The sequence below is a fragment of the Balneola vulgaris DSM 17893 genome, from assembly GCF_000375465.1.
Taxonomy (GTDB): domain Bacteria; phylum Bacteroidota; class Rhodothermia; order Balneolales; family Balneolaceae; genus Balneola; species Balneola vulgaris.
In genome coordinates, this window is sequence record NZ_AQXH01000006.1 from 61,210 (window position 1) to 86,473 (window position 25,264).

The following is a 25,264-nucleotide window of genomic DNA, read 5'->3' on the forward strand; positions in this document are numbered from 1 at the left end:
TGTAAATCCCAGATACTCTCTGAATATTTTCAATTTAGCAACTCCATAACGGGTAAAGACTTATTTTTAATACCTCAATAATACCTAAACCCAAGCGCCTAAACTAGTAAGTATTTCCCAACTTTTAAAGATATCATTTCAAAAGTTGGGATTATTTTACTTAACAGTTAGCAAATCTAAGGTAATTGCATCAGCAATTCTAAGCCCTTTAGATGTGAGTCGAATATTTTTGCCCAGCACTGCTTTCCCTTCTTTTTGCATACGCTCTAAATATTGGCTTTGAGCTTCCGACAAGGAATACTCGTAGTGCACTATTAGCTCCTCTAGTTGCACCCCTTTAATGGTACGAAGCCCTAGCATAATTCGCTCTTCAGCAAGTTCTTTGAGGTTCATTTCTTCCCCATCAACCGGTCGAGTCTTAAAGTCTTGTTCTAGGTACTTTTTTAAATCTGCTTCATTACTCCAACGCTTTGCCGACCTCCCATCAGTATCCCACCAAAAAGAATGCGCGCCTGGTCCCAAGCCGAGGTAATTTTCATGCTCCCAGTAATTAGAATTATGCCGCGCTTCTGAACCTTTTTTCCCGAAGTTACTTACCTCGTATCGATGAATGCCCATTTCAGATAATGCCTTTTCCACCAACTCGAAATGCTTTTCTACTTGTTCATCTTCTTGAGGTAATAATCGACCTAATGCAACTTGTTTTCCTAGGCGTGTATTTGGCTCAATGGTAAGCGAGTATGCCGAAATATGAGGTGGGTCGAATTGCTTCAGTTGCTCTAAATCTGCTTCCAGCATCTCAACAGTCTGGCCCGGATTCCCATAAATCAAATCTACCGAATACACATCAATGCCAGAGTCTTTGAGTAGATGCATGCAACGAAGGGCTTCTTCAGCAGTATGGGTTCTATTCATAAACTGAAGCAGGTTTGCATCAAAAGATTGCACCCCCATACTAACTCGATTAACCCCTACTTTCTTTAAATCAGCTAAATATTCGGCAGTTACATCATCTGGGTTTAACTCAAAAGTGACTTCTTCTGTACGTAGCTTAAAAGTGGAAGCCAAAGCATCCATGATGCGTGATACTTCGCTTGCTTCCAAGAGTGAGGGAGTTCCTCCACCAAAGTAAAGGGTGTTTACGGCTTCTTGAGTGAAAACCGAGCCTTTCTTCGACTGTATTTCCTGAATCAAGGCTTCCACGTAATTCCCTTTTTGTTGCGGCCTTGTTACGAAATAGAAATCGCAGTAGGAGCAAGCCTGCTTACAAAAAGGTACGTGAATATATATTCCACTCATTCAGCTTGGGACATCTTAATAGGATTGGTCAGCGCTAGTCTTCTGGGGTATAAAACGGGTTTTCATCATATGTATCCTTTTGTTGATACGCTCGAATGTACTTCACATAATTAGAAGCATACCCTTTGATAGAATCTATTTCTTCTTCACTCAATTTACGTACTTGCTTAGCCGGTGATCCCATATACATATACCCGCTTTCTAGGGTTTTTCCTGGAGGCACTAAAGAACCTGCTGCAATAATTACATCTTCCTCAATTACTGCTTTATCTAAAACGATCGCGTTTATTCCTACCAGCACTCGATCTTTGATGGTACAACCGTGAATCATTGCCCCGTGCCCGATAGTAACATCATTGCCAATATGGGTAGGTCCAGTTTGGTTCATCACGTGAATGCACACATTGTCTTGCACATTTGTTCGGTCTCCGATACGAATAGCGTTTACGTCACCTCGAACTGTTACATTGAACCAAACACTCGCTTCTTTGCCTAATTTGACGTCTCCAATGATGTCTGCACTTGGAGCCACAAAAGCTGTTTCGTCAAACTCTGGGCTTCTTTTCAAAAACTCGTAAATCATAACTTATCTTTCAGAACTTAAATTTTCTAGAGGGCGTAAAATAAGGCTTTATCGTACAAGGTTCGCCCATTTATAAAAAAAGGTTCCGACCAATAAGACCGGAACCTTTACAACTGGATTGAAATAGCTTTTACTTCAATCTTGCTTCTAATATGGCTTTAAAGCCATCATAGGTTCTTGGAAGGCGTTCAATTTTTTCCCCATTAATATAAATGGTAGGAGTCGAATTCACGCCTAATGAAATACCTTCTCTTTTATCCGCTAAAACAATACGGTTCATTTGTGCGGAATTCAGGTCTTGCTTAAACATCTCCATGTCTAGTTTCAGCTGCTGAGCATAACCTATAAATATACCTTGTGCATTTCCACGGCTCCATTGTTCTTGTCCTGTAAAAATCATCTCGTGCATTTCATCGAACTTGCCTTGTTTCTTTGCAGCTTCAGCCGCTCTTGCTGCTAACTCAGCAAACTGGTGCATTCTAAGTGGGAAGTTTTTGTATACCACTTTGATATCGTCGCCAAAATCTTGTTTTGCCAACTCGATAATGCCTTTGTAATATTTACAAGCTGGGCATTGGTAGTCACTAAATTTTACGATGGTGAGTTTGGGCTCTGAATCTTGAGCGAATGTAGTTCCCACTAACAGTACGCTGAACAGCAAAGTTAAAAATAATCCTCTTTTCATGTAGATAACCTATTTATTGTTGTGGAGCACTAACGGTTTACTCCATTCAAAATTTTACTTTCGCAAAATGTCGTTCCAAGATAGTAGCTATTTTTTCAATTATCACAGGAATTTGTTCGGGCGAGTTTTCTTTTCCCAATGAGATCCGAATGAACTCTCGTGCTTCATCGTCTGACCTCCCAAATGCCTTCATTGTTTGATTAGGAGCATCTTCGCCTACTTTACAGGCACTACCCGTTGAAAGGGCTAACCCCGCTTGGCTACATTCTAGCATCAAGTATTGCCCCTCAATACCACGAAAGCGCAAGCCAAGTATGTGCGGTAATTTTTGATCATTCTTTCCTTCATCTGTGAATGAAATCCCTGCTTTTGTTAGTCCCTCCAAAAGTCGCTGTCTTAGATCCGTGTACTTGATGAACTCTTCGTTTCGTTGCCCAAACAATTGCTTTGATGCGGCCGCAAATGCCGCCACAGCAGGGACATTTTCAGTTCCCGCTCGAAGTCCTTTTTCTTGAGTGGTATTCTTTATAGATGGATTAGCAGTATGCTTTTTAGACAAGAAAAAAGCACCCACCCCTTTTGGGCCGTACACTTTATGCGACGAAACCGACAACGCATCCACCCATTCGGCTTCAACTCCTATTTTGCAGAAGGTTTGAACACAATCAGAATGGAATAAAATGCCTTTTTCTGTCAGAAACATCCCAATTTCTTCTACATGTTGAATCACTCCTGTTTCAGAATTAGCATGCTGTATTGATACCAAAACAGTTTGTTCGGTAATCAGTTCTTTTATCGATTCAATAGATACCAGCCCATGCTCATCAACGGCTACTTCAGAGACCTCATAGCCTTTATCTTTTAGCGAATTCACAAAGTTTCGAACCGATGAATGTTCCGTATTTGAAATTATAACATGAGGATTTTCAACCTGCACAGAACTCAATAGCGACTGAATGGCCAATTGATTGGCTTCTGTACCCGAACCTGTGAAATAGATCTCATCTGATTCACAATGCAGCAAATTAGCAATGGTTTTACGGCTAGCATCTAAAATCTGCTTAGCTTCTGAACCGATATCATGTAAACTACTTGGGTTACCAAAATAATGTTGAGAAACGTTTACATACACCTCTAAAGCTGTTTTACTTATAGGTGTTGTAGCCGCATGGTCGAGATAAATCATTAATCGTTCTTTTATAAGAAATCGTGTATCTTTACGGTCTTTAAAATAGCCAAAATATTAGGGCTTTTATAGCCATGATAACGATTCACCTGAAAGAAATTATAGCTCGTGCGCTTCAAGAAGACCTTGGCATGGGCGACCTTACATCTACCTCTATTTTCACTCCTGCACAGAAAGCCAAAGGTACTTTTTCTGCAAAAGCTGAGGGTGTTTTAGCAGGCTTAGATGCATTAAATATTGCCTATCAATTTTTCGATGAACACACCAAGGTTCATCTATTAAAATCGGATGGAGACCACGTTAAACAAGGCGAAGTAATTGCGGAAGTTGAAGGCACCGTTTCTACTCTTCTTAGTGCCGAACGTGTAATTCTGAATATCACTCAACATTTAAGTGGAATTGCTACTTCAACAGCCGAAGTTGTGAAGTTGTTGGACGATGAAAGCATTAAAGTTACCGACACTCGAAAAACACTTCCGGGGCTCCGAGCAGTACAAAAGTATGCCGTAAAATGTGGGGGCGGACAAAACCATCGCTTCCGTTTAGATGATGGCGTTATGATTAAAGATAACCACATCAAAGCAGCTGGCAGTATCACCAAAGCAATTGAGTTAGTTCGTTCGAACATTGGGCATATGGTGAAAATTGAAGTTGAGACTGAGCGCATTGATCAGGTACTGGAAGCGGTTGAAGCACAGGCTGATGTAATCATGCTCGACAATCGAACTCCATCAGAAGTAAAAGAATTAGCACAATTGATACCTGATTCGATTACCATCGAAGTATCAGGAGGAATTACCCCGGATAATATCGCATCTTACAACGGATGCGGAGCAAACGTAATTTCACTAGGGTGGCTTACCCATTCGGTAAAAGCATTAGATATAAGTTTTAATTTGATCACCAAATAGATCCCCATGGATGTTTTAGACATTTTAGAGATTGAATCGGAAGTTTCATTACCAAAACGGTATAGCGAACTTTCTACCCAAGAAATGGAAGCACGAATTCGTGAAATCAAAGAGAAGTTTGGTGATCGATTGTTCCTTCCAGGGCATCATTATCAGAAAGACGAAGTCATTCAATTTGCGGATGCTCGTGGCGACTCATTAAAGCTGGCTCAGATTTGTGCTTCAATGGATAAGGCAGAATTTATCGCTTTTTGCGGGGTTCACTTCATGGCCGAAACCGCTGATATGCTTACTCGCCCCGATCAAAAAGTTATCTTACCTGATATGCGTGCGGGTTGCTCTATGGCCGACATGGCAGATATTGAGCAAACGGAACGTGGTTGGACCAAAATGCAGGAGATTTGGGGAGATACCATTCTTCCTCTTACTTATGTGAATAGTACCGCCGCCATCAAATCATTTGTAGGCAAACACGGTGGTGCTTGCGTGACCTCAGGTAATGCGAAGAAAATGCTTGAATGGGCCTTCACTCAAAATGAGCGCATTTTATTTTTACCCGACCAACATTTAGGCCGTAACACTGCTTTTGATATTGGTGTACAGCTACACGAAATGGCTGTTTACGCCCCTCTCACCAATAGCTTCGAATACACGGGTAATTTCGAGGATGTAAAAGTAATTCTTTGGAAAGGGCACTGCTCCGTTCACGAAAAATTCAATATTAATCATATTGAAAACCTTCGAAAAAATAAGCCTGAAACGAAAATCATTGTACATCCAGAATGTACGTATGATGTAGTACAAGCTTCCGATTATGCCGGCTCAACTAATTACATCATTGAGATGCTTGAAGCTGCAGAACCCGGTTCAAAGTGGGCTATTGGTACTGAAATGAACTTAGTTAACCGTTTAGCCAGCGAACATCCGGATAAAGAGATTGAATCTCTAAACCCGTTTATGTGCCCCTGCTTAACCATGAATCGCATTGATCTAGCTCATCTGCTTTGGAGTTTAGAAAAGTTGGAAGAAGGCGAAGTGGTGAATCAAATCAAAGTTCCTGATGAAGTTGCCAATTATGCCGTTCTTTCTTTAGAGCGCATGTTAGAACGCAGCTAACCAAACTAAATAGCTCCATTTTATTCTGAACGATAGCTACTCTAATCAAGTTATATAAACGAACAATCGTTTAACATTAAACTAATTTTAGTAATGAGCTATTTAGAAAGAATACAAGATATTTATACACACATCGGACAGGGTAAGGCAATGGATGCTTTTGAAAAGTACTACCATTCTAACTGCGACATGATTTTAGAAGACGGCACTAAAGTTGAAGGTAAAGATGCTAATCGCGAGCGTGAGATTGAATTTTTCTCAAGTGTGGAAGAGTTTCATGGCCTTGATATAAAAGCTATCAACTCAAACGAAGACGATGCTACTACTGCCGTTGAATGTGTAATGGACGTGACATTTAAAGGCGGTGATAGAATGCAAATTCAACAAGTGGCCACCCAACAATGGGAAGACGGTCATATTGTGAAAGAGCGTTTTTACGGCACTCAATGAGCCTAATATCTCCCTCTCTCCCAAAGCCTCGTTTCAATTGAAGCGAGGCTTTTTTTATTGCCTGCAATTCCCGTTTTTTGAACATGCAGAAAATCACATTCCTCCTCTCACTATTTTTACTTATTGGTTGTAGCCAAAATGAACCCATCCAACCAACTTCCCCTACAAATGGAGTAGAGCTTGTAATTCTGGGTGTTGCCCAAGATGCAGGATTTCCTCAAGCCGGTTGCGTGAAAGAGCAGTGTGAAAAATATTGGGAGGGCTCTGTAGAAAAAAGACATGTAGTGAGTCTTGGGCTTATTGATCATGACACCAATCAGACTTGGATTTTTGAAGCTACTCCGGATTTCCCAACTCAACTGCACAACCTACAGGGCATGGCTCCCAAAGCTGAACTCTCAGGTCTTTTTCTAACGCATGCTCATATCGGACATTACACTGGGCTTATGCATTTAGGCCGAGAAGCTATGGGAGGGCAAGGAGTACCTGTATATGCTATGCCACAAATGGGGAACTACCTAAGCAATAATGGTCCGTGGAGCCAGCTAGTGGAACTAGGAAACATACAGCTCCATCCAATTATTGCGGATAGTGCTGTTCAACTAACCCCTAATATTTTGGTTACTCCATTTCGAGTTCCCCACAGAGATGAATTCTCAGAAACCGTGGGTTATACTATTTCAACTCCCCACAAGAACGTGCTCTTTATCCCCGATATCGACAAATGGGAAAAATGGGAGCGCTCAATTGCTGAAGAGATAAATAAGGTGGACCTCGCTTTAGTGGACGCTACGTTTTACGATGGCGATGAACTCCCAAATCGAAATATGAGTGAGATTCCTCATCCGTTCGTTGTTGAAAGCATGGATCTATTTGATGCACTTCCTGATTCAGAGCGCGAAAAAGTGATGTTTATTCACTTTAATCATACCAACCCACTTTTGTTGAATACCCCTCAAAAGCAAAAGGTGATCAACAAAGGGTATCGTGTAGCTGAAGAAATGCTTCGGATTAAACTGTAGCACTGCAGGCTCGATTACCATAATTGCCGCGCTTGCAGTATTATAGCTTCACTTGGTGTAACTCTTCGCTCTATAATTACACCCTCATTTATCTATTTAAAAAAACACGCTAACTACACAATGTTACTATGAAATTACGTCTATTTAAAAGCCTCGTAGTGCTTTTCATTATTTCGACCTCGGTTCAAGCCCAGAATTATTTTCCAGGGAAATGGGGCGACTGGGAGAAAAAGTCTCCGGCTGAATTAGGATTGAATGCATCCAAAATTCAAGAAGCTATTCAGTTCGCTAAAGACAATGAAAGTACCAACCCACGAAGTATGGAAGAGAACCATTATGGTACTTTTGGCCGTGAGCCATTTGGATACGGTATCGGACCATTTAAAGACCGAGGACCTCAAACAGGAATCATCATCAAAGATGGATATATCATAGCTGAATGGGGAGAACCATTTAGAGTAGATATGACCCACAGTGTTACCAAAAGTTTCCTTACTTACAACGTTGGTATTGCCTATGATCGCGGCCTTATTCGGGATGTAAACGACAAAGTAGGGCCTTATATGGCTCCTGTTTTACCCATGACTTGGGATGATAATCGAAACCATGCTGACCACTATGGCTCCCCAAAAGTGTTGGACTTATTTGCTGGAGAACACAACAGCAAGATTACTTGGAACCATTTACTTCGCCAAACTAGCGACTGGCAAGGAACGCTTTGGGGTAAACCCGATTGGGCCGACAGACCAGACCGAGACCGAACTACTTGGACAACTAGAGAACGCCATGAACCTGGCTCGGTATATGAGTACAATGATGTTCGTGTAAACTTATTAGCATTGGCTGCTATGAACGTGCTTAGAGAGCCGCTTCCAAAGGTATTGAGGGAAACTATCATGGATAAGATTGGAGCATCCCCTACATGGAGATGGCAAGGTTATGAAAACTCATGGGTTGTAATTGATGGACAACAAATGCAAGCTGTTAGCGGTGGAGGCCATTGGGGTGGAGGCATGTTTATCTCTGCACGAGATCAAGCTCGGTTCGGCTTACTTACACTACACAATGGAAACTGGAAGGGTGAACAACTTGTGTCGGAAGCTTGGAATAAAATGGCCCAAACGCCTACTGAAGCCCAAACTGATTATGGCTTTATGAATTGGTTTTTAAATACCGACAAAAAACGCTTACCAAGTGCTCCAGAAAACTCCTTCTTTCATTTAGGATCAGGCACTAACATGGTTTATGTAGACCAAGAAAATGATTTAGTGATTGTAGCGCGATGGATTAAAACCTCTGCGATGGATGGAATAGTAAAGCGTGTACTTGAATCGATGAACTAGCATAACAGCACATAAAATATGTACCATAAAAAAAGCCCAGTATTGCTACTGGGCTTTTTCTTTAATTACTATTTAACCAATTGGATTAGTATCCAGGGTTTGGTTGAATATTCGGATTTGCATCCTGCTCGTTAGCTGGAATTGGAAGTACAAATCGATCATTTGGGTATGATACGCTACAAGCGGCTGGTATAGTAGACGTACACTGAGTACGAACCATATCCTGCTTTTTACGCATTAAGTCCCAAAGTCTTTGACCTTCGTATGCTAGCTCGATTCTACGCTCAAGAGCAATCTCATCTCTTAATGCCTGACCTGTAGCTACCACCGGTGCTTGACCTGGCTCACCACGTTGGCGAATAGTCGTCACATCACTTTGAGCAATGGCATTCTTAGATGGATTGGTATCCGCTTGCATAGCTGCTGCTTCTGCACGAATCAAGTACAGCTCTGATAAACGAATTACGATCGTGTTATCTAAACCTGTTGTGCTTGGATATTTGTTGAGGCGGAATGGCGCATAATCACCAGATAAGTTTCCATCAACAATAAACAATTGCTGACGAACATCTCCAGCTGGGATTAGAGAATATAGATCGTCAGATGGAAGGTAATCACCATATCCACTTTCGATGTACATTCTACCTAAGGCATCCGAGCCACGGTTATCCGATTCTGTCATTGAAATCTCAAAGATAGATTCTGCGTCAAAATCATCGCTCCAAGAAGCCACATAGTTTGCATTACTTACAAGCTGGTATGGTCCGTTCTCAATTACGTCATCAGCCATTGCTTCTGCATTTGCCCAATCTTCTTGATAAAGATATACACGAGCTAATAATGCTTTAGCAGCCCATGAAGAAAGAGTAGCAGTGTTACCATTTCTTGTTGTTGGTTGCATTAAGCCAATCGAAGTGGTCAAGTCGCTAATCACTTGATTGTACACTTCTGCAACCGTATTACGTACAGGCTCACTCTCTTCATCCGTTTCAAGTACAATCGGTACACCTAAATGACTTGCGTCGGTTGTATAGGTATAATGCTGACCGTATAAACGAACTAAGTCAAAGTACATCTGACCTCTTAAGGCATGAGCCTCACCAATAAGTTGGTTGTATTCGTCATCAAGCGATGCCGCAATGTCTGGCTTAGGTGCATTGATAATTGCATTTACCGCACTAATACCGGAATAGATGGTTGCCCACATACCCTCGGTAATAAAGTGCTCTTCAAAAGCTACGTATTCCGCATACTCTTTAGCACGGTTGGCTTGAGAGTTCTGCTTTACATCATCTGCCATTACATCAGGTACAAGTACAAAGTACCGCCCATAGTAGTTTGAAGATGAAAGGATGTTGTATGCTCCTGTTATCGCCGCTTCATAATCTTGAAGGGTTAATAATGCTTCCTCGTTAGAAACCGATTGCTGTGGATTTATTTCTAAAAACCCATCTGAACAGCCGACTCCAACGACAATAAGTGCTAATAGTGTTATATATATTCTTCTAAAATTCATTGTAATAAACCTTTAGTTTGTATTAGAATTAAAATCCAATATCGATACCGAATGTGATGGATTTAATTGCAGGTGTTACACTATTCGCTACACCGTTTATGTTTTGCTCTGGATCAATGTATAGATCTGAGTCGCGCGTAAACGTAAATAGGTTGGTACCTCTGGTGTATACTCGTAATGACTTTAAGCCAAACGGGTTAATTACATCGTTTTCAAAGTTATATCCTACCGTTACATTTCTTAGACGGATGTATGATCCATCATGTAACCATCGTGATGAGTTTCCTACGTTACTACCATTATTACCACCCCATCTATGCATTGGGAATTTGGCATCGGTTTTTCCTGGTAACCATCTGTTCTCGTAAGCATACTTAGATGTACTACGTGGAGTTAAAGCTCCATCACCATGGATGAATCGCTCCTGTGAAGCATATAAGTAGTTACCCCATGAGTAAGAGAATTGAGCATCAAAGGTGATGTTCTTATAGAATACAGAAGTGTTAAATCCACCGTAATGATCAGGAGTAGCAGACTTGCCTACAAAGTAACGCTCTGCATTACTGATACTATTTGTAGTAGCCGTTTCCGTTTCATCAGTATACCATAGTGGGTCACCATTGGTTTGATCAACTCCAGCCCATCCGTATAGATAATAAGACTGGTAATCTCTACCTACTTCTCTACGCTTACTGCCAGAGTTGTAAGGCTCATCTAACTTAGTAATCTCATTCTTTAGGAAAGTGGTGTTAAATCCAATATCCCAAACTAAATCCTGAGTGTTCATTACATTCACATTCAGAGTTAACTCAAAACCTTTGTTTTCAAGCTCACCTGCGTTTCTTGTAATATTTGAGAATCCTGTAGTTCTGGATAATGGAACATTCAATAGAAGGTCAGTAGAGGTCTTAACAAAATACTCGGCCGTACCTGTTACTCGATCCATTACACCAAATTCCATTGCCACGTTAAAGTTCTGCTGCTTCTCCCAAGTTAGGCCTGGGTTAGCGATCTGAACTGGAGCACCACCTGGGCTACCGTCGTAATCACGACCATATCCGTAAAGTCCACGTGAAGGGAAGTTACCAATGGCTGCGTTACCAGTAGTACCAATAGAAGATCTAAGCTTTAATACATCGATAATCTCATTGTTCTTTAAGAACTCTTCTTGATGCATCGACCAGCCTATACCTACAGAGTAGAACGTACCCCATCTGTTTTCACTACCGAATCTTGAAGAACCATCACGTCTCAAACTACCTTGTAGGAAATACTTACCGTCATAATCGTAGATTAAACGAGTAAACATCGAAGCGAAGGTATATTCCGATTTCGTAGCTGAAGCAGAGTACGCTTCTGCAGCACTAGATAAAGTTCGAAGCGTTAAGTTCGGGAAGTTTTGACCGTAACCAGTAAAACTTTTCGACTCAGACTTCTGTGCCTCATAACCTAGTAATGCTTCTAGATTGTGCACCTCATCGAAGTTACCGATGTAGTTTAACGTTTGAGTACCTGTCCAACTTTGATTTGTGATCTCACTTTCCTGAGCATATCCACCTACGTTTCTACCATCACCGTAGCGTGGGTTCTTGTACTGAGACTCACCAACTTTAATAATATCAATATTCCATTTAGAACTAAATATTAGGTTATCCATTAAACGTACATTGGCATTCACGTTATTCGTGATTCTATACGTTTCTGTATTTCTTAAGTCATCACCACTTAAGGCACCTACAGGGTTGTTACCACCCATTGGGAAATAGTTTTTATGGGATGCATTGTATAAACCTGTTTCATCCTTAATTGGAATTAGCGGAGAAAGTAGGAAGGCGTTATACAGTGGGTTCGCCCATGCAGAACCATCCGTCATACCGTTTTGATCTGTTTTCGAAATCAATAATTTGTTCGAAAGATCTACTCGGTTATTCAATTTCACATCCACATTTGCGCGTGAAGCTAAACGATCGAAGTCAGTACCAATAACATGACTTTCCTGATCAAAGAAGTTTGTAGACACATAATATTTAACCGCATCCGTACCACCAGAAACACTTAAATCATACGATTGGTTTACACCGGTTCTTGTAAGCTCGTCTAACCAATCTGTATTTGTTGGCTGACCTGTAGTCGGATCTGTTAACTGCTCGAAACGGTCATCAAATCTCTGCTGAGCTTGAGCCTGTGTTTCTCCACGGTTTGTGTAACCTTCTAAAAATAAGGTAGTGTACTCATCAGCATTCAGTGGTTCTAACAGTGAATTGGAAGCTACTGAGTTGAAACCTACTTGCGACTTTAAGCTAATTACTGGAGCGCCTGATTTACCGCTCTTCGTTGTAATTAAAACTACCCCGTTTGCACCACGAGAACCATAAATAGCCGTTGAAGCTGCATCTTTAAGAATGGTTACGCTTTCAATATCATTTGGGTTAAGCGCTGCCATAACATTCGTACTACGGCCACCATTACTGTTCAAGTTAGATACACTACCTGAAGTCATGATTACGCCATCCACTACATATAATGGAGAACTAGAAGCGGTGATTGAACCGATACCCCGTACACGAATTTGTGTATTGGCACCAGGTGCACCATCCGCCGAAATCAATTGTACACCCGCAATATTACCTTGCAGTGAACTTTCGAAAGAAGATGATGGAACCTGTTCGATTTTTCCAGCATCAATAGATGCAATAGAACCCGTTACTGCTTCCCTTCTTTGAAGACCGTAACCTACTACTACAAGTTCGTCTAACTGTTGTAGATCTTCCTCTAGTTGTACATTAATTGTTGATTGACCGTTAACTGGAACTTCAAGGCGTTTATATCCTACAAAACTGAAGACCAGTATATCATCGTTTTCGACATCTATACTATAGGTACCATCAATCTCTGTAAAAACTCCTCTGAATTCTCCTTTAACTTGAATGTTAACCCCTGCGAGAGGCTCATTAGTTGTCTTATCGACAACCGTACCGGTAACAATGGCTGCTGTACCATCCCCCGAAATAGTTTCTGCACTTAAATTGCTTGATAAGCCAAAGAATACGAGTCCTGCGACCAGTATTAATTTCTTTGCACCCTTCAAACCTTTAAGTAAATAGATAAAAGTATTCATATATATCATATTTGATTAAGGTTTAGGCCATTAATTGAATATTAATAACCGCTATCTGATTCACCATTCCCTAGATTTAGTGATCTCTCAATATGATATAAATAAACCTAAATTTTAAATTTTTTTACCTTGCCATAACAACTAATTTATGTGCAGCTTTTTCTCCCTTTATATAATGGTATAAGTAGCGCCTTATATAAATATATAAATCAGATTTAAGGCATCGTTTTTCTATAATCACTCGTAGGTATTTAAACGCCTAAATCTATTTTGTTTTAACAGGTTTGCAGCTGCTGCTTGAGCGTATTCTTCAGCGGAACAGTCGTATTGAATCTTCAAGTTACCCGATAAATCTATATCTAAGATTGCACTCGAAGCATCTGTAGTTCCCACTAAAACAGATCCATTTAAATCGGGGGTGCCTCTTCCAGTAAAGTCGAACGCATTTTCGAAAATGATGAGACCATTGAACTCAAAATTTCCGGCTACACTTAACTCTCCTTCGTAAGCCAATTCACCGCCTGAACGTATAATCATAATTCCATAGCCCGTGTCTATACCACCCGTTAATTTTGCATAATTTTCTACAAAAAATACGCCCGGGTCATCTATACTTCCTAAACTCCCTTTATAATTACCCGATATCTTTTTTGAGCCTGGCATTGCCGCTAAACGTGCTATAAGTTCATCTACTGGTGAATAGGAGATGTCTGAATTTACTTCGATGCTACTAGCTCCACCAAGTATTGACGTAATTTTGGAACCCGCACCTAACAACACTTTACTCTCAGAAAGACTATTAGGTACTGTAATGGCTGGTTTATCGCTGCATGTGCCCGACTTATCATTTCCTCTTATAGTTGCACTACCACCTAGCCCAAACGTAAATCTATCTGTAGCAATAGATAATGCCGCCTCAAAATCTGGTACGAAGTGTAATTTAGTTTTCGCAAAGAGGCTGATTACTTCCGCTTCTTCTTTTAAATATTCTGCTTTTGAAACTACTTTTATGGTATCAGGGGCATTTACTCCTGCACCTACGCCTATTGTTGTATAATAAAGGCTTGTGTTTGCTCCATCACGGGTTGACACCCAGGGATTTGCTTGTGTAGGCTGCCAATCAGGATCTTCGTTAATCTTTTCCATAGCCAATTGAATAGTTGTGAAAGCCACATTCATAGCATGATTTTCGCTGGCATATTCAGCTGTATCAGCTACTAGCTGAACTTTGTTATCTGAAAGGTTTAATTGTACCATTCCAAAAATAAAGAGTGCACCAACACTCAATATTAGCATTGCATTACCCATAATAATCAGTTTAAGTTGTTCTTCAGGTTTCTTGGGCTAAATCTTTTATTCCACATGGTGATTAGATATGAGCCTTCTTTATCCGTTCTAGTTTTCACCTTCTCATCACTTTCTATTTTAAGAGTTACTCCAATTTGTACGACCTTGGCTCTATCGTCATTACTTAATGGGATAGCTAAAGAGGTAGTGCTACCTAGAGAATCATAGTAAGCGAATTCAAATAGCGTGACTCCTGTTTTGATTTCAGTAAGCTCGCTATCAACTGTTCTAGTAAGAACTTTGTCGTTTGGATTTACAGTTTCATTAATGCCAGTAGATGTGAATTCCCACGTGATGGTTTCAATACTTCCATCACTACTATTGTCGACATTACTATAGAAGACCAATTTTTTATCATCCCCATACACGATGGCAGTATCAATACTCAAGTTGAAATCGTAACCTATCTTCGGCAGATCAAAGGTTACTAACTCTTGTACATCATACTTCTGTGATTGCCTAAATTGAGACAGTACAACCTCGGTAGAATTTTGACTCACGCCTATGTTCATAAAGCCCAACATAAGTATCAAAATTCCAGAAATAATAAAGGATGTGATCAGTCCAATATTCATATCATTCTGCGTAATAGCTTCTTATATAACTAAAGTAATAGGGCTTCAATGTTGTAGTGTTTTGAAATCTCACCAAGTCATTCGTAATTGTAATCTGAATCTCTTTAAGTGTGGTTTTTGCATTCGTTTGAATACCTGTAGTCTTGTCTATATACACCACTTCAATACTTACATTGAAATCACTCAACGTTGTTGAAACTATACCACTCCAACCGTCTAAGTCATCAAAATCATCAAAGGTTACTTTATCTGCTGTTTCTGCTAAGTCACGGCCGATATCTGAGAACCCTGCTGGGATGTCAACTGGTACAAAACCCGTTACCGTAGCTTCATCAAAGGCTAATAGCCTAGATTCTTCAATTATTTCTTGAGATATAGCTGCAATTTCACTTTCGAATTCGTTCTCTACTAGAAGCATGGAGTTTGCATTCATTTTCCTATTCGCTGATTGCACTAATAAAGACACAAGTACCATCGCCCCTATAACTTGTAATACATTTGAAAAGTCGCTCATAACTGCCAGATTTAATTTTCTTTTATTTATAGATATTATCGGCAATTATTAAGATTTCTTAATCTTTTTTTCTTCTCTAAAGTCCTGTTTTTTAACATAAAAAAAGGCCCTCGCTTTATCAGCGAAGGCCTTCGTACTCCTTAAGCGTTTAAAATCATTCAAACGTACTTAGTCTCTTATATTTGTTCTCTTTTAACAGATTTGCCGCAGCAATTTTAGCGTGGTCTTGAGCCGAACAATCATACTGAATATCTAATCCGCCTCCTAAATACATATCCAGTAAACTGCTACCGCCTACAGAACCAACAATTACTGAACCATTTACACTTGGAGTGTTAAAGCCATTGAAATCCAAGGCGTCTTCGAATACTACCAAGCCATTAAATTCTAAGCTTGTACTTACTGAAGTTGAGCCACTGTAATTCAATTCGCCACCCGAGCGAATAATCATGATGCCATATCCTGAAGTAACACCACTGGTAACATTAGCATAGTTATCTACAAAAAATACACCAGGGTTTGCTGCAGTTCCAAAATTACCGTTATAGGTTCCATTTACATTCACTACACCGGGCTTTCCTTCAAGGTTTGCTACTAATGAAGCCGTTGCATCATAGGAGATACTCGGATCAATTTGAATTTGAGTAACCGTACTTAAAATATTGATGATGTTTAGCCCTGCACCTAACACTACTTTTGTAGAAGAAACGAGATCTTTAACAATCACTCCAGGTTTGTCGGTACATACACCACTAGCATCATTGCCACGGATTGTTGAACCGCCTAACAAGTTAAACTTAAATTTATTGGTTGTAAGTGAAAGCGCTGAATTAAACTCAGGTACTATATCCAATGGAGTGCGCGTATAAGTACTTACTAAGTTTGCCGATTCACCTTTATATAATGCGCTTGAATACACACGAACGGTATCCGCATCTAGTGGCGTAGCGCCCATTCCTAAATTTTCGTAATACACCGTTACATCTACATCATCAATAGTGGTAGTCCATGGTGATGCTTCTGTAGCTGACCAATTTTCATCTTTACCGAGCTCTTCCATACCTAACTGCAAACCGTTGTATGCCGCATTCTTAATATGGTTTTCGTACGCGTAATCAGCTGTTGCTTCGTTTACACTTTTCTTTTGTCCTAATAATCCTAACTGTATAGATCCGAAAATTACAGTAGCACCGCTCGCAACAATTAATATTCCTCTTCCTAACATAGTGCTTACCCGTTTCCTTTTAAGTTTCTTGGTGTAAATCTCTTAACCCAAGCTGATTTCACAAACTTTTCGCCTGTGTTTTGTGAGTACTGAATGCTTTCTGCACTTTCAAGTACTAGCACTACTTCTATCTGCTTTACATTATCCATATCAGCACTAGAAAGCGGAGTAGTTAGGGGGGTAGTTCCACCCAATTTATCATAGTAATTCAGAGTAAAAGTGGTGATCCCTAAAGAGATGTTTGTTGTAGTACCGCCAACCGTTCTCACTAATTTGTAATCGTTTGGGTTATCGGTTGAAACATCGGCTTCGTTTGTTAACTCCCACGTTACCAGTTCAACAGAACCGTCTGCACTGTTATCGATATTGCTGTAGTATGCGATACTCTTCTCATCCGCATAAGCAATAAGTGTATCTAATGAATTATCGCTGGTATAGCCAATTTTTGGAAGGTCATGGCTTAAAACTTCTGAAAGTTCAATTTTTTGTTCTTGCTTGATGGATGACAGTGTAATGTCTTGTGAGTTGTAGTTTACTCCTCTGTTCATCATTCCGATGGTTAATAAAACCATTCCTGACACTATGCTTCCGCTGATTAAATTCAAATTCATCTCTGTACCTATTATTAGTTTGCGTAGTAGCTTCTGATGTAGCTGTAGTTATAAGTCTTGATCGTCTCTTGATCTTGTTCTCTCAAGGTATTGCTGCTGATGGTAATGTCCATTCTTTTGATGGTGCTTTTTGATACCGTAGGAGCTTGAGTAGTAGAGTTGATGTACGTGATATTCACTGATACTTCAAAGTCACCATGAATGGTAGTTACGGTTCCGTTCCAGTCGTCGTAGTCATCGAAATCATCGAACTCAGAACGATCTGTTGTGCTTTCGCCTGAATCCGTACCTAGCAGTGAAAAGTCAAAAGGAATATTTACTGGGAGAGCGCCTTCCGTTTCAGCTTCGTCGAATGGTAATGCTCTTGATTCTTCCATGATGTCTTGAGCGATTGCTGTAACAGCTGTCTCATATTCGCCTTCAACAATCATTCTTTTATTTAGAAAACTCGTTTTGTTAGCATTCGTTACTAAAACTGATACTAACATCATTGCGCCGATAACTTGAATTATGTTTGAGTAGTCGTTCATCTCTTTATACCTCTTGTGCCTCTCTGGGGCTGTACCTTGTTATTTTTGAAACATTAGAATTTCTTAATGTTTTATCGACCACAATTTAAGAACTCTGAAGAGATATCATAACATTTTTTTACAAATGATTTGCATAACAATATTAAATACTTAACTCGATTTCACTCACCTTGCCAAAATTTATTTATTAGAAAACTCTAATGTTTGAGAGTGAAAACATCTAATCCTTTTAAAAGCTATTATTCATCATGGAATACAAAGCAGTACTTATAGGCGCAACAGGTTTAGTAGGGCAACACCTTCTAGATTACTTATTGCAGCACCCCAGTTATTCTTCTGTTTTAGTGATGCATCGCCGAACAACCGGGGTAACCCATCCAAAGTTGAAAGAAGAGATCATAAACTTTGACGAACCTGAGCTGTGGAAGCATCTCGTTTCGGGCGATCATCTTTACTCGGCTTTAGGCACTACTATAAAAGCAGCCGGCAGCAAAGAAGCTCAGTACAAAGTAGATGTACATTATCCAATCGTGGTTGCCCAAGTAGCAAAAGCAAATGGCATCACTCATCACGCGCTGGTTTCATCCATCGGTGCCAATGCTAAGTCCAATTCATTTTACCCTCGCATAAAAGGCGAGCTAGAAGACATGGTGATGGCCTTAGGCTTCGAAAGCTGTTCCATTTTTAGACCTTCATTTTTAGTGGGCGATCGCGATGAGTTTCGATTGGGTGAAAAAATAGGAATCCCTATTGCTCAAGTACTTTGTAAATTACCTGGCTTAAAAGCCTACCATCCTGTTCAGGCATCAAAGGTGGCACAGGTGATGGTTGACATCACCGCAAGCTCTAGTAAGCATGAACCACGAATTTTAGAGTCTAAAGAAATTAGATCATTCAGCACCTGACCTTTAGCATTCTTTGATACAGATGCCCTTCAATTTTTTGTATCATTGTTAACCAATGTTCGAATCTAGAGTAACTGCCATGCCATCCATCGATTTTAAAATTACTCCCGCATTTATCGCCATCTTCATCTCTGTGTTCGTACTACAAGTATCTTGCACAAACATTGATACGAAAGAGCGGCCTCCACTACTCCCAAGTTGGACTGATCGAACCACTCCTTTACCCGAAGAAATAATTTCCAACCCTAGGCTAAGTTCTTATTTACCGGTGTATTCAGAAATCTATAGTAACAATGAACACCGCACGCATGCTTTAACAGCAACCATCAGTATTCGTAACATTAACAAAAGCGACACTATTTGGGTTGATGAAGCCAATTACTTCAACACTCAAGGTGAACTGATCCGAGCATACATCCAACAACCGGTTTACCTTGCACCTTTAGAAACTGTAGAAATCGTTATTGCTGAAGATGACCTATCAGGCGGATCTGGTTCAAATTTCCTTTTCTCTTGGGTTGATCAAACACCAACTATTCAGCCCCCATTTATACAAGCCGTAATGATATCCACCTCTGGTCAACAGGGCATTTCTTTTGTAACAGAAGGCATTCCAGTTCAATAACACCTCCACATGGTTCATGAAATTTCATCTGAACAGATTACAGTTCAAATTCAACATTCCGGTATTGAGCTATCTTCAATCCAATCAAAGAAGACGGGAATGGAATATATGTGGCAGTCCGACCCTGAGGTGTGGGGAAGTTCAGCGCCTGTATTGTTCCCTATAATAGGTGCGCTAAAGAATAACTCGTACTTACTTGATGGGGAGACCTATAGCATGCCAAAACATGGAATAGTTCGTGGCAATCCAAACCATGAAGTGATAGAGGCGCTACCTCATCAAATCACACTTAATCTTGAAGCGTCGGATGAAACGCTCCAGCAGTTTCCATTTCGTTTTTCATTCATTACCCGCTTTAGTGTTAAAGGGCATACCCTCACCGTTTCCCATCGAGTTGAAAATACAGGAAACCAAACATTGCCCTTTACTTTAGGAGCTCATCCCGCTTTTCGTTGCCCACTTCATAATGGAGATTCCTATTCAGACTATGCACTCTTATTTGAACATGCAGAAACCTTAGATCGCCATTTGATTGATATCCCAACTGGGTTAATAAGTGATTCTAAGGAACGAGTACTCAGTAATGAATCTCGATTACCACTTACTCATGATCTATTCGATCGTGATGCTCTCGTTTTTAAAAACACGAAGTCTAAGCGGGTGACTTTGTCCCATATCACACGAGGCAAACAACTAAGCATTCAATTCCCATCCTTTCCACATCTGGGTATATGGGCTAAACCCAATGGGGATTTCATCTGTATTGAACCCTGGTTTGGAACCGCTGACCCTGTAGATCACAATGGGGAATTCATTCAAAAAGATGGAATGCAGTTCTTAGCTCCGGGCGGAAATTTTGAAGCTTCCTACTCCATTTCGGTTCATGAATAACCCCACATGAGGAAGGTCTTGACAAGCTGATTGAAATAATTACCTTACCGAGTAACATTTTCAACTAATCAGTTATCATGAAATTGACGTTTTTCAGTCTGCTTTTTCTCATAGCAGTGCCCGCTGTTTTTGCTCAATCGTCCAATCACCAACAAATTATCGATCAAAAAGCATCTGAGCTTGAAGAGCAAGTGATTGAATGGCGCCGACATTTCCACAAAAACCCTGAGTTATCGAATCGAGAATTTGAAACGGCTAAGACCATTGCTGCCCATTTACGGAAGTTAGGCATGGAAGTACAAACCGAAGTAGCTCACACCGGTGTGGTTGGCATATTAAAGGGTGGTAAAGACGGACCTACCGTAGCCTTACGTGCCGACATCGATGCCTTGCCCGTTACGGAACGCACCGACCTTCCATTTAAATCGACCGTTATTAGTGAATACCAAGGCAAAGAAGTGGGCGTAATGCATGCCTGTGGGCATGATACTCATATCGCTATTTTAATGGGTGTTGCTCAAATCCTAACAGATATGAAAGACGAGCTAGCCGGCACTGTTAAATTTATTTTTCAACCAGCTGAAGAAGGGGCTCCTGTTGGAGAAGAGGGTGGTGCTGAGTTAATGATTAAAGAAGGGGTGCTTAAAAACCCAGATGTAGATGCCATTTTTGGTTTACATATATGGGATAGTACGCCAGCCGGTGTTATCGAATACCGCCCGCAAGGCATTATGGCGAGTGTAAACAGTTTCAAGTTGGTGGTTGAAGGTAAACAAGCTCATGGTTCCACTCCGTGGAAAGGAGTAGACCCTATTGTTACAGCGGCTCAAATCATCAACAATGCCCAAACCATTGTGAGCCGTAATATGCCCCTCACAAAACAAGCAGCCGTAGTTTCTTTTGGTGTTATTGAAGGCGGAGTACGACATAACATCATCCCTGAACGCATTGAAATGGAAGGAACCATCCGTGCATTGGATGAAGACATGCGTCAGCTCATCTTTAAACGATTAGAAGAAATAGTTGAGCATACGGCTGCAAGCAATGGCGCTACTGCCCAACTCACCATAAACAAAGGCTACCCAATTACTTATAATGATCCTCAGCTTACTCAACAGATGCTTCCTACTTTAGAACGAGTAGCAGGCTCTGACAAGGTGAACCTTATGGATGCTGTTACAGGCGCTGAAGACTTCTCCTTTTTTCAAGAAAAAATACCCGGCTTATATTTATTTCTAGGTGGTAAACCCGAAGGTGTTACCCCGGCCGGACATCATACTCCAGATTTTATTATTGACGAATCAGCCATGCTACTAGGGGTTCGAGCTATGGCTACCCTTACACTCGATTACATGTACTCAAACCAATAGGACACACCATGAAACCATTAACTCGATTTTTCACCCTTAGCCTTTTCGTACTACTAAGTACGAGCCTAGTTTCTGCTCAAGACCTCGATGAACGCATTCAAAAAGCAGAAGCAGTTATCGCCGAATATGCCAAAGCCCAAAATGTGCCTGGCATGTCCATTTCCATTTACAAGGGCAACAAAATGGTGCTAAGCAAAGGCTACGGATATGCCGATGTAACCGCTAAGAAACCTGTAGACCCTGCCACTACTTTATTTAGAATTGGGAGTGTATCGAAAACATTAACCGCTGCAGGAATGGGGGTTTTAATTCAAAGTGGTGAACTAGATCCCAAAGAAGAAATTCATACCTATGTACCCGACTTCCCAAAAAAGAAATACCCCATGACGGTACAACAAGTAGCCGGCCATATCGCAGGAATTCGGCATTATAGAGGCGATGAGTTTATGAGTGCCAAGTCGTACCCAACGGTGACTGAAGGGCTCGATATTTTCAAAGACGACCCTCTATTATTTGAACCACAGACTAGTTATCAATATTCCAGTTATGGCTGGAACTTGATCAGTGCTGTGATGGAAGGGGCCTCTGGGGAAGAGTTCCTTAACTTTATGGAACATCGAGTGTTTGGAGCCTTAGGCATGGACAACACTCTTGCTGAATGGGCAAATAAAGAACTCCCTAACAAAACGAAATTCTATGTTTATAGAGACGGCAAGAATATAGAAGCTCCCTTTGTTGATAACAGCTATAAATGGGCCGGTGGTGGTTTCATTGGTACTACCGAAGACCTCGTTACTTTTGGAGTAGCGCACTTTGATTATGATTACTTAAATGAAGAAACCCACTCTGTGTTAATGACTCCGCAATACATGACTGATGGCAAAAGCACCAACTATGGCATGGGATGGAGAACCTACACGGATAATCAGAATCGTGTATGGCTCGGGCACTCAGGCGGCTCTGTAGGAGGTAGCACCATGTTTCTTATCAATAAAAAAGAAAAGATGGTTATTGCCTATACAATCAATCGTTCGAGTGTTAACTTTGACAACCTTCATTTTAAACTCGCTGATATATTTCTCAATTAATGATTTACCCCACTTCTTGGACGCACTATGAATTACTCGACTTTGGCAATGGGCGTAAACTAGAGCAATTTGGCTCGGTGATTATTGACCGACCCGAACCTGCGGCAACCCAAGCCAAAGCACATCCCAATGAGTGGGGAAAAGCAGACATCCGATTTTCAGAGAAGAAAGGCCAAAAAGGAGAATGGGATAAAACCATCAACGACTGGGAAATCAGCTATCCCTTTGGAGCTATTGATCTAAAGTTTAAACTCAGCCAAGGGTCCTTTAAGCACCCAGGTGTTTTTCCAGAGCAAGCCGTGAATTGGAATTTTATCGCAGATCGATGTACACAATTTCAGGGGCAAGGAGTAGAGCCTCGCATCTTAAACCTATTTGCATACACCGGAGGAGCGAGTGTAGCTGGATCGCTATCGGGTGCACAAGTAACTCATGTTGATTCCTCTAAAAGCGTAGTTAACTGGGCACGAGAGAATGCAGAGCTAAACCACATTCAAAACATTCGATGGATTGTGGAAGACGCGCGTAAATTTGTAGATAAATGCATTCGAAGAGGCGACACCTACCATGGTATCATCATGGACCCTCCTATTTTTGGAATGGTTCCAAAGGGGAAGGCATGGAAGTTAAATAAAGATTTAGCACCCCTTATTGAGAAGGTGATGCAAATTCTTGATACGCGGCATCGGTTCTTCATCATGAACACCTACTCCCCTCAATTGCCTCTGGATGCATTAATCAAGTTATTAGGCGGCATTGAAGACTTCCCCAAACAGTATGAACACACCACTTTGGGGCTTCAATCTAAGCACCAACAGTTTTTACCCCTTGGCAACCTCATTCGGTTCTAATCCAAACTTTGGGGCATAAAAAAAGCGGCCATGTAGCCGCTTTCATACTTTTTAATCGCTTATTGGTCTTTTTTGATCTTTCGAATTTTAATATGAGCATTGCCATCTTCGCGCTCTACTTCTATTTCTTCATTTTCTTTGAGCTGAATATCTACCGTATTCTTTCCTTTTGATTTATGCACTCGTATTTCTTGAATGGCATCGGGATTGAGAAAGTCTAAAGTAGATTTATCTCCCGAAAAGTTCTCTACCCGAATCTCAACTTGCTTTTTTCCGTCTTCGGTATGAATAATTTCAGCTTTGCCGGTAATATTACTGTTCTTTTGAAGCATCTCGTTGATCTTGGCAACCATCACTTCATCCGAAACCTTATTGCCCTTATGTAGATTAAACTTAGATAAAGCTGCCTCATATAATGGCAGTTCTACTTCCTCTTCAATGGGCAACAGTTCTAACTTCTGAAAGCTAAGGTGTTTTTGGAGTGATGCCATTTTTGCTTCTGCAGCGGCACGATCGGCTTCTGGCAATAGCATTACAAGTTCGGCATTTCGTACGGTATTCCCCTCTGTGTCTTCCGTTACCGTTACATTCAGGTGCACCTCTGAGTTCATATCCAATTCAGCGGCTTCAAGGCCCTGCTTCATTTTAGGACTAAATTCTGTAGTAACGCCTTTAATCATATAGCCGATTTCTTGTTCTTGCTCCACAGGTATGGAACAGGCAACAAGTACTAGCCCTGTAATAAGAATGCTTGCGGCAACTTTATATAATGGTCTCATCTTTCTCGGTGTTTTGGATTTATGATCTAACCACTGACTTAAGTTATGAAGTGAACGAGAGTGGTCTACACTCTTGAGTTCATTAAATGGATTGGAAAGGCTCATAATATCATCCAATAGATTTGATTTCGTGTATAACTTTAGAAGTCTCATGGTATAAATCACTCGTTTCTAATTTAGGGTTAGACTCAGCAATTCTACTGCTAGGGGTTGCTTCGTCCATAGCTACCATGATTTCTTTTAGCTTGGTTCGTGTTCGGCTCAACCTTGATTTAATAGCGCTTTCGCTGCTTTCGTTTTGCATCTCCTTTATCTCTTTGATAGAGAAACCTCCAATCTCGAACAGTAAAATAGCTGATCGCTCTTTTTCTGATAGTTGAGATAGTGCTGTTAGAAGTTGGGTATTATTGGAAAAGGTATCCTCTTCATATACCACAAACTTAGCATCAGCTTCGGCTGGGTCAAAAGAAACAAAACGCTTCCAAAATGGAGCTCGAACGCTGTCATAAAAACAGCGCGTTATGATCTGAAATAACCAACTTCTAAAACGAGCGGGATCCCGAAGAGTGTCGCTTTTTTCGTAGGCCTTTAACAAGGCTTGTTGAATCACATCTTCGGCTTCAGCTTTATCCGACCCCATGCATAATGCGCCGCAATAGTTCACGGCATCGTTATAATGAGGCGTTAGTAATTGAATAAATTCAGATTTCGTCACAGAACCTAC

Annotated in this window: 25 protein-coding genes; 11 read left to right on the forward strand and 14 right to left on the reverse strand. The window is 40.7% G+C overall.

Annotated features, from left to right (window positions below; translation table 11 throughout):
- Positions 1-156 precede the first annotated feature (156 nt).
- The 4 genes from hemW to B155_RS0111175 all read right to left on the reverse strand — a co-directional run bounded on the left by hemW (position 157) and on the right by B155_RS0111175 (position 3,753).
- On the reverse strand, positions 157-1,299 hold the full coding sequence (hemW, locus tag B155_RS0111160) for a radical SAM family heme chaperone HemW (protein WP_026167329.1): 1,143 nt from the start codon (positions 1,297-1,299) through the stop codon (positions 157-159).
- Positions 1,300-1,333: 34 nt separating this feature from the next.
- A complete protein-coding gene (locus B155_RS0111165; protein ID WP_018128352.1) occupies positions 1,334-1,882 on the reverse strand; it encodes a gamma carbonic anhydrase family protein in 549 nt (182 codons plus the stop codon).
- A gap of 130 nt (positions 1,883-2,012) precedes the next feature.
- Positions 2,013-2,567 (reverse strand): DsbA family protein, encoded by a 555-nt coding sequence (locus B155_RS0111170; protein WP_018128353.1) that lies wholly within the window; start codon positions 2,565-2,567, stop codon positions 2,013-2,015.
- Between the two features lie 46 nt (positions 2,568-2,613).
- The gene (locus tag B155_RS0111175) at positions 2,614-3,753 is read right to left on the reverse strand and encodes an IscS subfamily cysteine desulfurase (RefSeq protein WP_018128354.1); all 1,140 of its coding nucleotides are present in this window, start codon (positions 3,751-3,753) and stop codon (positions 2,614-2,616) included.
- A gap of 74 nt (positions 3,754-3,827) precedes the next feature.
- On the opposite strand from B155_RS0111175, the gene nadC reads away from it, so the two are divergent.
- From nadC to B155_RS0111200, 5 genes are all read left to right on the forward strand, one after another.
- Entirely contained in the window at positions 3,828-4,664 is an 837-nt protein-coding gene (gene nadC / locus B155_RS0111180) for a carboxylating nicotinate-nucleotide diphosphorylase (protein WP_018128355.1), read from the forward strand.
- Between the two features lie 6 nt (positions 4,665-4,670).
- Positions 4,671-5,780, forward strand: coding sequence for a quinolinate synthase NadA (nadA, locus tag B155_RS0111185; RefSeq protein ID WP_018128356.1), 1,110 nt, complete (start codon positions 4,671-4,673; stop codon positions 5,778-5,780).
- A 93-nt stretch (positions 5,781-5,873) separates the two neighbouring features.
- Entirely contained in the window at positions 5,874-6,230 is a 357-nt protein-coding gene (locus B155_RS0111190) for a SnoaL-like domain-containing protein (protein WP_018128357.1), read from the forward strand.
- Between the two features lie 83 nt (positions 6,231-6,313).
- The gene (locus tag B155_RS0111195; protein ID WP_018128358.1) at positions 6,314-7,252 is read left to right on the forward strand and encodes an MBL fold metallo-hydrolase; all 939 of its coding nucleotides are present in this window, start codon (positions 6,314-6,316) and stop codon (positions 7,250-7,252) included.
- Positions 7,253-7,380: 128 nt separating this feature from the next.
- Entirely contained in the window at positions 7,381-8,595 is a 1,215-nt protein-coding gene (locus B155_RS0111200; protein WP_018128359.1) for a serine hydrolase domain-containing protein, read from the forward strand.
- An 85-nt stretch (positions 8,596-8,680) separates the two neighbouring features.
- On the opposite strand, the gene B155_RS0111205 is transcribed toward B155_RS0111200, so the two are convergent.
- The 8 genes from B155_RS0111205 to B155_RS0111245 form a co-directional block, all read right to left on the reverse strand.
- The gene (locus B155_RS0111205) at positions 8,681-10,111 is read right to left on the reverse strand and encodes a RagB/SusD family nutrient uptake outer membrane protein (RefSeq protein ID WP_018128360.1); all 1,431 of its coding nucleotides are present in this window, start codon (positions 10,109-10,111) and stop codon (positions 8,681-8,683) included.
- Between the two features lie 28 nt (positions 10,112-10,139).
- Positions 10,140-13,229 (reverse strand): SusC/RagA family TonB-linked outer membrane protein, encoded by a 3,090-nt coding sequence (locus B155_RS0111210; RefSeq protein WP_018128361.1) that lies wholly within the window; start codon positions 13,227-13,229, stop codon positions 10,140-10,142.
- Positions 13,230-13,466: 237 nt separating this feature from the next.
- Entirely contained in the window at positions 13,467-14,537 is a 1,071-nt protein-coding gene (locus B155_RS0111215; protein ID WP_018128362.1) for a hypothetical protein, read from the reverse strand.
- A 5-nt stretch (positions 14,538-14,542) separates the two neighbouring features.
- Positions 14,543-15,151, reverse strand: coding sequence for a hypothetical protein (locus B155_RS0111220; RefSeq protein WP_018128363.1), 609 nt, complete (start codon positions 15,149-15,151; stop codon positions 14,543-14,545).
- Between the two features lies 1 nt (position 15,152).
- Positions 15,153-15,665 carry a vWA domain-containing protein gene (locus B155_RS0111225; RefSeq protein WP_018128364.1) on the reverse strand — a complete coding sequence of 171 codons (513 nt, stop codon included), beginning with the start codon at positions 15,663-15,665 and terminating at the stop codon, positions 15,153-15,155.
- A gap of 154 nt (positions 15,666-15,819) precedes the next feature.
- The gene (locus B155_RS0111235; RefSeq protein WP_018128365.1) at positions 15,820-16,890 is read right to left on the reverse strand and encodes a hypothetical protein; all 1,071 of its coding nucleotides are present in this window, start codon (positions 16,888-16,890) and stop codon (positions 15,820-15,822) included.
- 5 nt (positions 16,891-16,895) lie between these two features.
- Positions 16,896-17,495 carry a hypothetical protein gene (locus B155_RS0111240; RefSeq protein WP_157464849.1) on the reverse strand — a complete coding sequence of 200 codons (600 nt, stop codon included), beginning with the start codon at positions 17,493-17,495 and terminating at the stop codon, positions 16,896-16,898.
- 20 nt (positions 17,496-17,515) lie between these two features.
- Entirely contained in the window at positions 17,516-18,031 is a 516-nt protein-coding gene (locus tag B155_RS0111245; protein WP_026167331.1) for a hypothetical protein, read from the reverse strand.
- 248 nt (positions 18,032-18,279) lie between these two features.
- On the opposite strand from B155_RS0111245, the gene B155_RS0111250 reads away from it, so the two are divergent.
- From B155_RS0111250 to B155_RS13405, 6 genes are all read left to right on the forward strand, one after another.
- Positions 18,280-18,936, forward strand: a complete 657-nt coding sequence (locus B155_RS0111250; protein ID WP_018128368.1) for an NAD-dependent epimerase/dehydratase family protein — start codon at positions 18,280-18,282, stop codon at positions 18,934-18,936.
- A 55-nt stretch (positions 18,937-18,991) separates the two neighbouring features.
- Positions 18,992-19,561: a DUF3124 domain-containing protein gene (locus B155_RS0111255; protein WP_018128369.1), complete on the forward strand. Its 570-nt coding sequence runs from the start codon at positions 18,992-18,994 to the stop codon at positions 19,559-19,561.
- A gap of 9 nt (positions 19,562-19,570) precedes the next feature.
- Entirely contained in the window at positions 19,571-20,452 is an 882-nt protein-coding gene (locus B155_RS0111260; protein ID WP_018128370.1) for an aldose 1-epimerase family protein, read from the forward strand.
- A 77-nt stretch (positions 20,453-20,529) separates the two neighbouring features.
- On the forward strand, positions 20,530-21,822 hold the full coding sequence (locus tag B155_RS0111265) for an amidohydrolase (RefSeq protein WP_018128371.1): 1,293 nt from the start codon (positions 20,530-20,532) through the stop codon (positions 21,820-21,822).
- Between the two features lie 8 nt (positions 21,823-21,830).
- Positions 21,831-22,910, forward strand: coding sequence for a serine hydrolase domain-containing protein (locus B155_RS13400; RefSeq protein ID WP_018128372.1), 1,080 nt, complete (start codon positions 21,831-21,833; stop codon positions 22,908-22,910).
- Positions 22,910-23,761 (forward strand): class I SAM-dependent methyltransferase, encoded by an 852-nt coding sequence (locus B155_RS13405; RefSeq protein WP_018128373.1) that lies wholly within the window; start codon positions 22,910-22,912, stop codon positions 23,759-23,761. Before B155_RS13400 ends, B155_RS13405 begins: the two co-directional genes overlap by 1 nt.
- Before the next feature lie 59 nt (positions 23,762-23,820).
- On the opposite strand, the gene B155_RS0111280 is transcribed toward B155_RS13405, so the two are convergent.
- Together B155_RS0111280 and B155_RS0111285 are read right to left on the reverse strand one after the other, a co-directional pair.
- Positions 23,821-24,693 (reverse strand): hypothetical protein, encoded by an 873-nt coding sequence (locus B155_RS0111280; protein WP_169331300.1) that lies wholly within the window; start codon positions 24,691-24,693, stop codon positions 23,821-23,823.
- Positions 24,650-25,255, reverse strand: coding sequence for an RNA polymerase sigma factor (locus B155_RS0111285; protein WP_071594822.1), 606 nt, complete (start codon positions 25,253-25,255; stop codon positions 24,650-24,652). Before B155_RS0111285 ends, B155_RS0111280 begins: the two co-directional genes overlap by 44 nt.
- Positions 25,256-25,264 lie beyond the last annotated feature (9 nt).